Below are 15,168 nucleotides of genomic sequence, written 5' to 3' on the forward strand. Positions count from 1 at the left end.
CCAAAATATGAGTAAAGTAATTGCACACAGTTTCTTTTCAGAATTTGATATTAATCTTTTTAAAGCAGGTAAGCATTATCGATTATACGAGAAATTTGGATCTCATATTACCACGGTAGATGGAGTAGAAGGTACATATTTTGCCGTTTGGGCGCCTTCAGCAAAATCGGTTTCAGTTATTGGAGATTTTAATTTTTGGGTAGAAGGAGAGCATCAATTAAATGTACGTTGGGATGAATCGGGGATTTGGGAAGGTTTTGTCCCGGGAGCTGGTAAAGGAAACGTCTATAAGTACAAAATTCACTCACATCATAACGATATAAAAACCGAAAAAGCAGATCCCTATGCAAGACGCTGTGAACATCCACCAAAAACAGCATCTGTAGTTTGGGATGATCAGTATGATTGGCAGGATGCTCAATGGATGAAAAATCGCAAAAAGAACAATGCAATCGATGCACCTTTTTCGGTTTATGAGGTACATCTTGGATCCTGGAAAAAAAGGGTTGAGGAGAACCGATCATTATCATATACAGAACTTGCAGACGAATTGGTGAGTTATGTGAAAGAAATGAATTTTACGCATGTAGAATTAATGCCCATTATGGAATACCCTTATGATCCATCTTGGGGATACCAACTTACAGGATATTTTGCGCCAACTTCGCGATTTGGATATCCAGAAGAGTTTAAATTATTGGTAGACAAACTACATCAAAACGAGATAGGAATAATTTTAGATTGGGTCCCTTCACATTTCCCTGAAGACGCACATGGCCTGGGATACTTTGATGGCACACATCTATACGAACACCCCGATAAAAGAAAGGGGTATCATCCAGACTGGAAAAGCTTGATTTTTAACTATGGCCGAAACGAGGTAAAAAGTTTCTTGATAAGTAATGCCATATTCTGGTTAGATCAATATCATGCCGACGGATTGCGTGTCGATGCTGTAGCGTCTATGTTATTTCTTGATTATTCCAGAGAAGATGGTGAATGGGAGCCTAATATGTTTGGAGGTAGAGAAAATCTTGAGGCTATTGCTTTTATGAAAGAATTGAATGAAGAAGTATATGCTAGCTTTCCCGATGTACAAACTATCGCAGAAGAATCTACTTCATTTCCTATGGTCTCAAAACCAACATATTTAGGAGGTTTAGGTTTTGGAATGAAATGGATGATGGGTTGGATGCATGATACATTGCAGTATATCGCCAAAGAACCTGTTTATCGAAAACATCACCAAAATGATTTAACATTTAGTATGACCTACGCATTTACTGAAAATTTTATGCTACCATTGTCACATGATGAAGTAGTATATGGTAAACGCAGTATAATAGGTAGAATGCCTGGCGATGAATGGCAACAGTTTGCTAACCTAAGATTGTTATACAGCTATATGTTTACACATCCTGGGACGAACTTATTGTTTATGGGTGCCGAATTTGGGCAACGGGAAGAATGGAGTTTTCAACAAAGTCTGGATTGGCATCTATTACAATACGATTACCATAATGGAATAAAAACGTTGATCACAGACCTTAATTCGCTGTATAAAAACAATCCTGCCCTCTATGAACAACAGTTTAGCGCGTCAGGTTTCGAATGGATTAGCTATGATGATCATGAAAATTCTGTAATTACTTATATCCGAAAAGGGAACAAAGAGGAAGACTCATTAATAATTGCATGCAATTTTACGCCAGTACCAAGAACCGACTATCGATTGGGATTACCAAATCAAGGAGAATTGGTGCAAATATTTAATAGTGATGATAAAAAATATGGTGGTAGTGGTGTTTCAAACGGGGAAGCAATAAAAATAGAGAATCTAGATTGGAACCATCGTTCCAATTCTGTAGAGATTACTATTCCACCACTTGGTGCTGTAGTGTTTGCTATAAGAAAATAAGATCAATTTTAATGTTTTAAGTTGTTGACAACTAAACAATTGTTAATTCATGGTTACCTCAAACGTTTTCGTTAATTTTTCTTAATAAATAGTAGGTAAAATCATTTATAAAGTCATTTAGATATCGTTTTTTTACAATCCCAAGTCCTAATGAAAAAGAAAAAAATATGATAATAAATACAGAACTCGAGCAAAAAGGGAACCTGTTTCCAGGTAAAATCACTTCCTTTTCTCAGAATGTAGACAAAATAAACTTCACAACAGAAAATGGTGTAATTCTTCAGGTCACTATCCTTAGAGGTAGTGTTATCCGATTTCGATACGCAACAGATAATAACTTTGAAAAAGATTTTTCTTATGCTATTAGCGAGGACGGAGCAAGAGGGTATAGCAAATTAGAAGTAGAAGAGCAAGAAGAGGTATATTCTATTTTAACTTCTCGCGTACAAATTACTATTGGTAAGAATGATCTAAATACCACCATTTATGATCTCGATGGAAACGTAATCTGTAAAGATGATTGGGGATTTCATTGGGAACAGAGTTATGAATATGGCGGAAACATTGTTAAAATGAGTAAATCTGCCCCTCAAGGTGAATGTTATTATGGGCTTGGTGATAAACCAATGCATCTAAACCTAAAAGGAAAACGTATAGAAAATTGGGCAACAGATCAATATGCTTTCGGAAAAGATCAGGATCCGTTATACAAAAGTGTTCCTTTTTATATAGGAATGTATGAAGAAAGAGCTTACGGAATCTTTTTTGATAATACTTTTAGAACATTTTTTGATTTTTGTAATGAGAGACGTAATGTTACTAGCTTTTGGGCACAAGGTGGTGAAATGAACTACTATTTTTTCTATGGCCCAAATATGCAGGATGTAATTACACGCTATACAGATTTAACAGGAAAGCCTGAATTACCACCCTTGTGGGCTCTGGGATACCATCAATGTAAATGGAGTTACTATCCCGAAAGTAAAGTAAAGGAAATTACTGGCAAATTTAGAGAGCTTCAAATACCATGTGATGCCATTTATTTGGATATAGATTATATGGAAGGATTCAGATGCTTTACATGGAGTAAAGAATACTTCCCTGATCCGAAACGAATGGTGGCCGAATTGGCTGAAGATGGTTACAAAACAGTGGTAATTATAGATCCTGGTATCAAAATCGACGATCAATATTGGGTGTATAAAGAAGCCATGGACAAGGATTACTTCTGTAAACGGGCAGATGGCCCCTATATGCGTGGTAAAGTTTGGCCCGGAGAATGTTACTTCCCGGATTTCACGAATCCCGAAGTACGTGAGTGGTGGTCAGGCTTGTTTCAGGAGATTATTGATGAGATAGGAGTGAAAGGAGTTTGGAACGATATGAATGAGCCAGCCGTGATGGAGGTTCCTGGAAAAACGTTCCCAGATGATGTTCGTCACAACTATGACGGAAACCCATGTAGTCATAGAAAAGCACATAATATCTACGGTACGCAAATGGCCAGAGCTACCTATGAAGGCGTTAAACGTTTTGCTTATCCAAAACGACCATTTATAATTACACGTTCTGCTTACTCTGGTGCACAACGTTATACTTCATCGTGGACTGGCGATAATGTAGCAACATGGGAGCACTTGTGGATAGCAAATATTCAGGCGCAACGAATGAGTATGAGCGGGATGTCATTTACCGGTAGTGATATTGGTGGATTTGCAGAACATCCTACAGGTGAGTTGTATGCACGATGGATACAACTTGGTGTTTTTCATCCGTTCTGCAGAACACATTCTTCTGGAGATCATGGAAACCAAGAACCCTGGACCTTTGGAGATGAAGTGGTTGATGTTACTCGTAAATTCGTAGAACTTCGATATCAATTATTACCATATTTATACACGATGTTTTGGGAATATGCCGAAGAAGGAATTCCAATGTTAAAACCACTGGTGTTATATGATCAATTAGATCCACAAACCCATTATCGAACCGATGAATTTATATTTGGTAATCAAATTCTTGTATGTCCTGTACAAGAACCCAATGCCAAAGGAAGGAGAATGTATATTCCTAGAGGAAATTGGTATAACTACTGGACAAGAGAATATGTAAAAGGAGGAATGGAGCAGTGGGTAGATGCCGATTTGGATATTATACCACTATTTGTAAAAGAAGGTGCCATAATTCCTAAATATCCCGTTCAGCAATATGTGGGTGAAAAGAAAATTGAAGAGTTAAAACTTGAAGTATACTATAAGCAAGGTAATAAAGAAGTTTCTAAAGTATTTGAAGATGCCCAAGACGGCTATGATTACATGAAAGGCAGATATAGTTTAAGGAGTTTTTCGTTTACAGGTAAAGAAAATGAAGTGATTATTCAGCAACATAAAAACGGAAGTTATATCACCGAATATGAAACCATGAAAATCGAATTAATTGGTCTTCCTTTTGAAATAAAAGAAGTTGAAATTGATAATGTTACGGTACCACTAGAAAGTATCAAATTCAACAAAAAGGAAAATACCTTGGTGGTCCCGAAAGGCTTTACTGAACTGCATATCGTTGCTTAACAACAATATAGATCCCTGTTTAGAATAAGCAGGGATCTTTTATACCTTAGAAGTAAAGATTTATTAGTATTTAAGGTCCATTTTCATAGCTCTTTTTTCGATTTCCTCATCAAACTCATTAAAATCCCACTTTTTTATAACGCCTTTTTCATCACCTGAGATTATATACTTGCCATCGGTAGAGAAAGTTGCAGCTTTAATAGGGTAATCATGGCGAATAACACTTGGGATCTGGATAAAACGATCTTTGTTTTTTCTATAAATCTGTACCGTATGATCACTACTGGCAGTAAGCAGTAGGCTATCTTTATAAAATTTAACGTCTTCAATATCTCCTGTATGTGAGGTAATGGTTTGTAACAGAGCATAGGAGTCTGTTTCTTCATCTAATTTCCAAATTCGTGCTTTATTATCCATACTTCCCGACACCAAATGATCACTATTCGAAGAAAACTCAACCTGTGTAATCCTGTCATCATGTTTTGTAGATATAGTATCTGTTTTTAGATCATTAACATCGTACAAGTAAATATTATTTCTGGCAGCTACCGCCAATTTATCCTTGGGTTTGCTATAAGTAACTACGTCTATACTGTCGTTTGGCGGCAATAGGACTGTTTTATTTTTTTTATTCATTAATCTATTACGAGGTTCTATAAGATTGCCTAACAAAATACGTCCTTTTTCTTCCTTCTTTTTACTTCTCCTTTCACTATAGATTGCGGTTTCTTTGAAGTCTGCCGTTAAGAACCGGATGCTATCCTTCTTATGATTAACTATAATTTTAATAAGCGTATCATTTTGATACTCAATTTTTAAAATTTCATCATTTAGATTTTTCTTTTCAATAGCAATAGGTTTAATGTTCCATATTTTAATGGTTTGATCTTCACTGCTGGTTATGATATAATCTTCATCTTTATTTACAAAAGAAACATTTTGTATGGGTTTATTATGTCCTATAAATTGTTTCAATAAAATATTATCTGGACTCCATAAGTTTGCTCCATTATCTCGGCTTCCTACCAACATTTCTCCTTTATCATTAACATCAATTGTATTTATACGTTCATCGTGTATAAAATTATCATAGGCAAGTATAGAATCAGGGTTAAATACCTTTATTCTTCCTTTTAATCCTAATAATATTGAATCTCTGCTTTTAATTTTGAATGTGTGTATGCTATCTGAAGGCGAGAGTTTTAATGCGTCCCGGTAATAATAATGTTTCAAAGGTGAGCTATTGCTAAAATGTAGATTATTACTTCCATAAAGCACCAAATAATTATCGCTGTCGTGTTTAAAGGTCTTTATCTTCCTAATTCTTCCATCAAGTTCTTGTACATCTTTGAAACTATACCTTTTGCTATTAATATTAATTTCTAATTTTTTGAGCATATTATCTATTCCTACAATAAAAGAATATGCTTTTTGATGTTCTATATCTACCGTGGGTTTTCCAGCAATAGTTATTGTTTTAAAACCTTCTTTTTGTTTCCCATAACGATCGTAGAATACAAATTTGAGGCTATCTTTATCAAAATGCTTCGCTACAAGAATAGTCAAATCCCCTTCATGATCCAGAAAGGGTTCAAATGCAATTACATCTTCTTGTTCAAATATTTTTGTGCTGGTAGCATTCCTTTTCTTATACTTTAACGAATTAAGAATTAGACTTTTTGATTTGGTTAAAGCAAATACATAAAGAATGGAATCATTGGTTACAGATCTACGTGTTTTTGTTGCAATAATAGAGTTGTCACCGGGTAGTTGTATACTACTTTGATAAAATGGGGTTTTATTATAATCTTTATATAGATCATTTTTAAATTCAGACAAAAGATTAAACGTTGAATCAGACTCTGATGATTTTTCATTTTTCCATAGAATCCATTCGCATGTCATAATGTAATTAAATGAGCTGGTCTTATCTACATTATAATCTCTAAGGGCATAACCAATTCCCTTATGAATTTTTATTGATAATTCGTTGGTTTCAAGTTCTTCTGACAACTGTTTATTCAAGGAACTTGATTTATTATTCTGAAAATACAATGCTCCAGATAACCCTAGAAGGCAGGTAATTATGAATGGGTAATAGAAAAAGAGTCGCAGTCTTCGTTTTAATCTTTTATTCTCTCGTTCTTCTTTTTGGCTTTCTTCGATACTCGCTTCAAAAAACTGTTGTTTTCGTTCTAACCTTTCATCATTATCATCATCCATGATGTAGTCAAGGCACTGTTGCATTCGCTGTACTTGTTGCGCCGAAAGTAAATCTGCCTTTTGTTTGGTGTCGTCATATATATCAAAGGAAGAAATAAAGTCTTTTTTAATTAGAGATCTAAAATCATCTTCTGTTCTAAGGTTACTAATAATTTTTGCAATAATATCGTGACTTAACTCGGCATAATCTTCTCCTATTTTTTTATCACTACTTAAATGCAGAATCCCATTTTGTTTTAATTCATAAATAATTTCAGATATGGTATCATTATAATCGGCATCACTTACATTTCCCCAGATATCGGTTTGCATTTTATCCAATAGCTTACGGTTGCCAATAACGTAATAATTTTCTCTTTCGACCTTTACCGGGATTCGTTTTTTAAGATCATCTTTGGTTTTAAAATGCCTAAGAAATTTAATTACACTATCTCTATGTTGCGTTCTACTATTAAGCTTGTTGCTGGTATTACGAATAATCTTATTGTTTACTTCGCGTATGTAATTTTCCAGAACCTGTTCTATAGAACCAAATTCTTTAATCTCATCTTCTTTAAATTCAAGTGGTAAATAGCCTTCCTGATGAGGAGTTTCTCCATATGTTCTACCGTAATCCACTTTATAAATGCTATCAAGATATACTTGTAGAAAGGGGAGATGGTAGTTTACATTTTCATTGTCTACAATCTTGATTTGGTCAAGAATAAGTTCTATTCTTTTTTCCTTTTCGCTATCTGGAAGTTCTTCTTTGGAGATTTCACTGATTTGATTGATGTTGAACTGTCTAAAGGATTTTTCTATTATACTTTTTACAATTAACTCATTGGGATGAGCCAACCTCAATTTCTTATAGAAAATATAAGGAATATAGGATTGCAATTGATCTAAATAGCCGAAATATTCTTCTCTAAGAGAAATAATAACGTTAAACGGAATTTTATAATCGAAGATAAGCTTTAAAAACAATCCGAATTTATCTATTTCTTCTTTGCTTCCATAAACAAAAAGCTCTTCAAACTGATCAAAAATTACCAGGGGATTAAATGGAGAACCAGAATCCTCATTCCTTACATACATAAAATAATCATGTATTTTACTGGAAATAAGACTTACTTCTTTATTCTTTTGTCTTAATTTTTCTAAAAGCTTTTTTCGTTCCTCGATAAATTGAGACAATCTTTCTTTATTTTTTTTAATTAAAGTTTCGGTCTCTTCAATTTCTTGCGAAGTTTCATCATTTATTTTGGATTTAACTATAGGAAACGTTCTTTTATTTCTTTTAAGACGAATTACTTCTTCCTCTATGTCCAACATCATACTTTCTGTATGATCCAGGGATACCAATATTTTATTTAGATCAGTATGATGAGAGAAAAAAACTTCTATTAACTCTGATGGCTTAGGGTTAATATCATTTTTGTGAATGTTGTCTACAAAAAGTCGTTTTTTTATAGAGCTAATTAGATTGTCATCTCGTCGTATACTTATGACTTCTTTGTCTTTTCTTATTTTGTTTAATAATCCGCAATAAATAAGGCTGGTCTTTCCTGAACCTGAAGGACCATGCAAAATCATTATACTAGAATCTTTATAGAGTTCAAAAAGCTCTTGACTTTCATGATCTCTACCAAAATAAGTATTAACATCTTTCTTTTTATACGATTCAAGAAACTTAAATGGGGATTGTATTTTTGTATCGAATGCGATCATGAATGCGAGATTAAGTTCTTTATATACTCAAAATGATCTCGTATCTTTTTCTTTTCTTCAATTTCGATGATATCTTCTTTTCCTTCTTTATAAAGTGCTAGTATCATATCTTCATCAAGTGGAACCTCAATTTCTTCTCCCAATTTTCTTCTATCGGTTCTTCCAGCCTTATCTACGCGAGCATTTATGACTTCTTTATAGATTAATTTGTCGGTGGCTTCAGAATACCGATCCAGGTAGTATAGCTTTATTTTATCTTTTGCAATAGATGTCGAATTTACATCAAGGTAAAAAGGGGATAGGTTTAACTCTCTTTTTGGCAACCCATCTCTAGTGTTGATGGTGCATATGTATACAGAATGCACATCGATATCAAGCATGGATTCGTCGTCTTTTACTTTAAAAATGATATTCTTTTTATCATCTATAGCAGTAGGTCTTTTACTTATGGGGTAGAATGACCTATTGATAACATAAGAACGTTGATTATCATATTTAAACTGATTATAAAAGACATCATAAATAGATTCTATTCCTAAGGTGCGAAGAAACTTGAAGTTTCTCAAAAACTTTTCAAGGTAGTCCTCTGTTTTAATATACTCTTGTTTACTATTATCATTATATTCAAGATGTTGCGAGAAAAAATCTGAAATCTCTTTAAACAATTGTCGATTTTCTATCACACAGGTTTTTAACTCTTTCCAAAATTGATTTTTATCCAAATAATTGTCTGGTATATTTGAATAAATGAAGAATAAATCCTCAGAAATTTTATCCTGCACGTGGGACTCCCAACCAATTTCAAGGTTCTCTCTTAGGATATCTTTTAATTCTAGGCTCAATTTATCCCTGAATTCAGGGTTTTCTTTAGAAATTGACCATATTATCGAATAAGCCGAAAATTTGAGGAAATTTAGAAACTCTTTGTACATACTTCTAATTACCCAATATCGTTCCTTGGTCAATTCTTGATATACACTATTATTTATATCATTAAAATCTGATAGTATTTCTAGGTGAATACACAGAAAATATGGATAATATTTGTATAAGTCTTCACGTAACCCTTCCTCTTTTTTAATTTCATCGATTAAAGCCCTAAAGCGTTTCTTTACAGGAAATGTATCCGGGTTAGTATGCCATTGTTCTATTTCCTTATTAACCTTAAATAGATAATTGTTTATTTTTTTATCTACATCGTCCAGAGCTCCGGGTCCTCTTTCTGTTCCAACAGGTGCATAATGTCCCTGAAGAAAACCTTTTGCCTGGCTAAACACATCTCTAATTTTATCGGCATTATTGATATTATCTTTTTGATTCAATAATATTTCATAAAATCTGGTTGATATTGTATATGCAAAATGATCATAAACTGGTGTAGTTGTTCCAATTACGACAGGTACATTATGTAAAGCTTCAACGATCTGTTGCGTAGAGCACCCATTAATAAACACCATTTTTAACTTTGGTGCATTGTTAAGGATTTCAATTAACCCTTTGTTATTAAAAATTTCATCACTTAATTGAATGGCCTGATCCCCATCATTATGATGACCACTAAAGTGAAATACCGTCATTTCATTAGTCAGCAATTGAAGCTTATTAATAAAGCCATCAATTCCTTCGTTAGGGATGATTTCTTTTCTAAAAATGTCATTATGTTTTAACAATAAAACATCAATAGCCTTTCTCTCATCATCCAGACTGTCAAGAGGCACTTGTTTATCATTTTCAAATATTCCAACAAAATATTCTTTCATTGCAAATATGTTTAGGTTCTAAAAGTCTATCAATAGCGGATTGGCTTGATTTTCGTCTAGTAATAATTTTGGTATATCCACGGTCTCCGTTCCTCCAAATCCCGGGGCTTGCGCAGAACGAATATTATCCAACCATTGGCCACGAGAAAATTTACCAGTTTCTGGATCAATAGTAATTTCAACACAGGTAAAGGCATACGTAAGCGGAGTTTCTCCTTTAAACTTTATTTCATTTTCAGATACTTTCTCTACAGTTAGATTGGTATCTATATTGGCCAAATATTGTTGTATAAGAGGAATGTTTATTTCAGTTCCTGTGGTATTGTCCCTATATGTCGAAAGTGAAAAATCAGTACTTGTAAGGACATCGGTTATTAAAGCTAATTTGACATCTTTGTTTTGTGTAATTTCCTCGATAAACATATTATCGGGGTCACCAGTTATATCATTCGAAACCAAAATATGCCCCAATTCCAACGTATCGATATACTTTCTTATTACATTTCCGAAAGAAAAAGATAACTTTTTGGTTCCCTTTATAGAAGCTCCAACCGCAGCAGGATCCAATCCAAAAGCTTTGATAAAATTACCAAGAATATCAAATCCTATTTTGAAATCTATCTTTTTGGTTTTAACATTAGACACTTGAGAAACAGGAGAAGTTTTTATTTCAATATTATGTTGAAATCCATCTTTCACCAAAAACCTGAATTCACCTAAATACTTTGGTTTTTGTTCTTTAACTTCCAGCATGCATAAAGGCTGTATTCTTGCTTCTGGTACTTTTAAAGGGTTTGCATCAAACAAATCCCGAATCTGATCTGTTATATTGTTTTTACAAATTCTCATCATGTTATATATTCTAACTGGTTAATTGCTTCAATAAATCTTCCCGCTACTTTTGCAAATCCCTCATCATTAGGATGAATTTCATCATGCCATTCAGTTTTCTCTACCAAAGAACGCATATTAAGGTAGGTCGCATTTTTATGTCGAGCAGTAAGATTACTTAATAACTCATTAAATTCATCAATGAGATAGGTAAGCACTTTTGTTCTATCTTCTAAGTTAGTAATTCCTTTTTGAATTAAATACCTATTTACCCAACCATTTTTAATAGTTTCACTATTATGATCGGCCCGTACATAATCGTATCCGTGTACAAAAACTTGTTCTACAAAATCAAACTCGTAAATTCTATTAAAAAAATAGTTATAGGTACTCTCAATATCTTTTGTCTTTTGGACATATGCTTCATTAAGATATTTGGCAGGTTCAAGCCCGGGTGGCATCCCTTCTTTAAGTATGTTAACAATTTCGGGACCAATTATATCGTTGCCACCACCACTTATTAAAACGTATTTTGGGCGTACTTTTTTAATTTCTTTCAAAAGCTGACCACTTTTTCTATAGTTTTGAATTTCATCACCTGCAGCCGCCAAGCTACGTAAAGGATATTTTTCCATGACATAATCCAAAGTATCTTTAACCAAAAATGGAAACAAAAACCAGGAATCACCTTCGGCTACAATAACCGGAAGCCCAGGAAACAGCTTTTTGGATTTTTTGAAACGACGATATCTGCGTTTATCATCTAAGTGATTGCCAAACTTCACAACCAGGTCCATTAGGCCTTTACTGTTTATTTCGAGATCTTCTGTGGCATTTGGTAAATTAACGTTATATTCTGATAAGAAACCATTCTGTTCTTGCTTTGAGTATAGGCAATTTATAAAAGGAGCAACCATTTCGTTACTAGAATACCATTCCCAATTATCAATTATTTTATTACTTATGATGTTATAGTTTGGATTAGCTAATCGCAATGAAGAAGTATAGACTCCCCATTTTGTTGCATGTGGAAGAAAATCTGAGATTGCTCCATGTCCCATCATATTGCCATAATGAGTAATCGGGGCAGGCAAGGCAGTTTGTGCCATTTCAGGGATTGTCGCCGTTATATCTTCAGTATTGTTTATAATGAACTTGTAGTGTAAATAATCGTGTTTCCAATTGTATATCTCTTTATAAGAATCCAAAGACCAACCAGCATAAGGAGTACTGGTGTGCTCGTAAAACATAATCGACTCTCCTGGTTTTAAGTGTTTGGTTTTATGATCAAAGGGATCTGTTATTATGGCCAAATCTGAACTTAATAGAAGAGCAGTTACATAAACCTCTTCATTAGAAACATTAGAAACTTTTACTTGATATTTTTGAAAATATTCATCATTCCTGGTCAATTGATTTTCAATAGGAACAAGATCAAAGTCTGAATTAGTAATATCTTGCCAACTTTGATCATGACCCACTCGAATTTCAACTTTTATTGCAGTTTGACTAAAATTTTCTTCTGGATTCGAAAGTGTATGATAGTGGTTCCATTTTATAAGAAAGTTTAACTGATTTGAAAGCCTTTTTCCTATATCTGCTTCAGAGTTTTCTAAAAGATCGATTTGAACTGCCAACGGTTTATAACTTTCATTTGGTAATGTTATATAAGCGGTTTGATTAAAAATCGTAATAAAATACGAAGCCGTTTCAGGTTTGCATAAGGTTACTCCCTGAGTATTGTTAATTATTGTTTTTATCTGCTCTGATGCCAATGAATCATTATCCAAATTTTGAATATAGATTAATAATGGTGCATATATAGTAGCTGTTGCGACCGGATAAGATTTTTTAGGATCCAATGAAACGCCCATTTCAAATGGATCTTCGATTAAAGCGTTTTCAAGATAAGCCTTGGTGATTTTTGTTGTGATTGTTTTGGATTGATCAACCCTAATTTCTATCTCCGATCCTTCTTTTATACCAAACAACTTTCCCTTGTCGTAATACCAACCATTCTTATTATTGAAGTAAATATATCCCTTGTCTGTTTGTGTATGTTTTGGGTTGATATTAAGCCAGGAACAATAATGATCTATTTTTCCTTGCCCTTGTACACTTATTGTTGGAGTTTGCTTTTTATTTGTGATATCCCGTAAACTTATTTTGGCCCATTTCACTATATCAACATAACTTATATTATTGTTTTTTGCAGAGAGAAGTTGTAATAAATATCTCGTAAAAACACCTCCTTTTGAGTCCTCCCATGAAGATTCTGAGGAAAGACAGGCCGAAACGTTTAGTGAATTTTTAAATGGAATCAAAGAAGCTAGTTTTTTGGTCTTAATGTCTTCCTCGCTAATTTTATCTGAAAAAATAAATTGATCATATGTTCTTGAGGGGAAAATAGTACTCAATTTTCGTTTTCTAGCATCTTCATGAGGAGCAGCTACCGATCGTACAATATCTCCAGAATGGCAGCAATCAAAAACAGTGATCAAATGAGGGTCATTAATAAAGGTCGAAAAAGCGTATCGCAATTCTTTGTCTGCCAGTAAAAAAGGAATCTCTTGATTTTCTTTATTTTTATTATAGCATACCAAGGATTCTATAGTTCCAGAGTGTGCGTCACTAAACCTGCCAGAAGCCTCTTCGAGGGCTCCATGCCCGCTGTAGTACATAAAAGCTACATCATCATCATTTGCATTTGTTAGAAAACCTGTAATAGATTCAACAATATTGGCTTTGGTAGCGTCTTTGTCGATAAGCTTTTTTATAGATATAGTTTGAAAAGAATCCTTTAACGAATTCAGGTAATTTTCAATTTTACCCACATCGTTTACACATTGCTGCAAGGGATTTAATTCGTATTCATTGATTCCAATAAGTACTGCATGCAGGTTCATAATCGTATACTTTTTTTAAATGAAAAATATAAATAATGCAATTAAAAACCATTAACTGTGAATACGGCTGGTAAATAGTATATTTAAGGAAAACGGGGTACTTAAATATACCTTTTTATTCTATGTAAAACAAGATACATCTATTTTGTAATCTTGTTCTTTATTAAAAAAATGTAGACGTGAAGGTACTTATATTTATTAACTTATGTGTAAGGAATCACCCCAAACCTATAGGGGTTTTTACCCTTTTCGTTTTTAAATGATCACAACATGAACCTATAAAAGTCAGTTGTCGAATAATTTATACTTTTATCGAAAAGTTATGCGTTATTAAGTAAAGGATATATTTAAAAAGATAGGTTTTTTTAGTACTTTTAAATTACCAAAAAAAATTACAGATATCAATTATGAAAATTAGAAAATATTTAGTCTGGGCTACAGCTATTTTGTTTATTTCTTGTGCTACCAATCCGTTTACGGGTAAGCAAACATTGGCCTTGGTACCAAATTCACAGATATTACCTATGGCTTTTCAGCAATATAATCAGTTTTTGGGAGAAAATAAGGTTGTAAAAGGCACTTCTGATGCAGAAATGATAAAGAGAGTAGGACAAAAAATTGCAAAAGCATCTGAGCGTTGGTTAAATGCCAATGGTTATGCAGGATACCTTAAAGATTATCAATGGGAATATAACCTTGTTGAAGATAAAGCTGTTAATGCTTGGTGTATGCCAGGAGGGAAAATAGTATTTTACACAGGGATTTTACCGATAGCAAAAGACGAAACTGGTATTGCCGCTGTTATGGGACATGAAGTGGCTCATGCTCTTGCAAATCACGGGCAACAACGCATGAGTGCAGCACAGATACAGCAAGTAGCAGGTGTTGCTACTGCGGTAGCAATTCAAAACAAAAGTCAGGAAACACAACAAATTATTGGTACAGCCTTTGGTTTGGGGAGTCAATTTGGTGTTATGCTTCCTTTTAGCAGGAGTCATGAAACTGAAGCCGATCGTATTGGATTACAACTTATGGCAATAGCGGGATATAATCCTGACGAAGCAGCAAATTTATGGAGACGCATGAAAGCCAATAGTGGGGGACAGGCTCCACCAGAATTTATGAGTACGCACCCATCAAGTGATACACGTATCAGAAACCTAACCGAATGGGCTCCGGCAGCCAAAGCTGAAGCAAGAAAATTTGGTGTGACAACATTTAAATAATTGTAAAGTTTATATGCATTAAAA

The 15,168-nt window shown here is 33.8% G+C and carries 7 protein-coding genes; 3 read left to right on the forward strand and 4 right to left on the reverse strand.

From position 1 onward, the window contains the following. The first annotated feature begins 7 nt into the window (after positions 1-7). Both glgB and U6A24_RS13030 read left to right on the forward strand, forming a co-directional pair. Positions 8-1,918 carry a 1,4-alpha-glucan branching protein GlgB gene (gene glgB / locus U6A24_RS13025; RefSeq protein WP_324180421.1) on the forward strand — a complete coding sequence of 637 codons (1,911 nt, stop codon included), beginning with the start codon at positions 8-10 and terminating at the stop codon, positions 1,916-1,918. A gap of 167 nt (positions 1,919-2,085) precedes the next feature. Then, the gene (locus tag U6A24_RS13030) at positions 2,086-4,488 is read left to right on the forward strand and encodes a glycoside hydrolase family 31 protein (protein ID WP_324180422.1); all 2,403 of its coding nucleotides are present in this window, start codon (positions 2,086-2,088) and stop codon (positions 4,486-4,488) included. A 63-nt stretch (positions 4,489-4,551) separates the two neighbouring features. Here the strand turns inward: U6A24_RS13030 and U6A24_RS13035 are convergent, their stop codons facing one another. The 4 genes from U6A24_RS13035 to U6A24_RS13050 are packed head-to-tail and all read right to left on the reverse strand — an operon-like array spanning position 4,552 to position 13,918. Continuing rightward, positions 4,552-8,421 (reverse strand): AAA family ATPase, encoded by a 3,870-nt coding sequence (locus U6A24_RS13035; protein ID WP_324180423.1) that lies wholly within the window; start codon positions 8,419-8,421, stop codon positions 4,552-4,554. Beyond that, the gene (locus U6A24_RS13040; RefSeq protein ID WP_324180424.1) at positions 8,418-10,181 is read right to left on the reverse strand and encodes a hypothetical protein; all 1,764 of its coding nucleotides are present in this window, start codon (positions 10,179-10,181) and stop codon (positions 8,418-8,420) included. Before U6A24_RS13040 ends, U6A24_RS13035 begins: the two co-directional genes overlap by 4 nt. A gap of 18 nt (positions 10,182-10,199) precedes the next feature. Further along, entirely contained in the window at positions 10,200-11,033 is an 834-nt protein-coding gene (locus tag U6A24_RS13045) for a gasdermin (RefSeq protein ID WP_324180425.1), read from the reverse strand. Next, entirely contained in the window at positions 11,030-13,918 is a 2,889-nt protein-coding gene (locus tag U6A24_RS13050) for a caspase family protein (RefSeq protein WP_324180426.1), read from the reverse strand. The genes U6A24_RS13045 and U6A24_RS13050 overlap by 4 nt, the downstream gene beginning before the upstream one ends. A 407-nt stretch (positions 13,919-14,325) precedes the next feature. On the opposite strand from U6A24_RS13050, the gene U6A24_RS13055 reads away from it, so the two are divergent. Next, positions 14,326-15,144, forward strand: coding sequence for a M48 family metallopeptidase (locus tag U6A24_RS13055; protein ID WP_324180427.1), 819 nt, complete (start codon positions 14,326-14,328; stop codon positions 15,142-15,144). The last annotated feature ends 24 nt before the right edge of the window (positions 15,145-15,168 follow it).

Source organism: Aquimarina gracilis, assembly GCF_035285365.1.
Lineage (GTDB): Bacteria > Bacteroidota > Bacteroidia > Flavobacteriales > Flavobacteriaceae > Aquimarina > Aquimarina gracilis.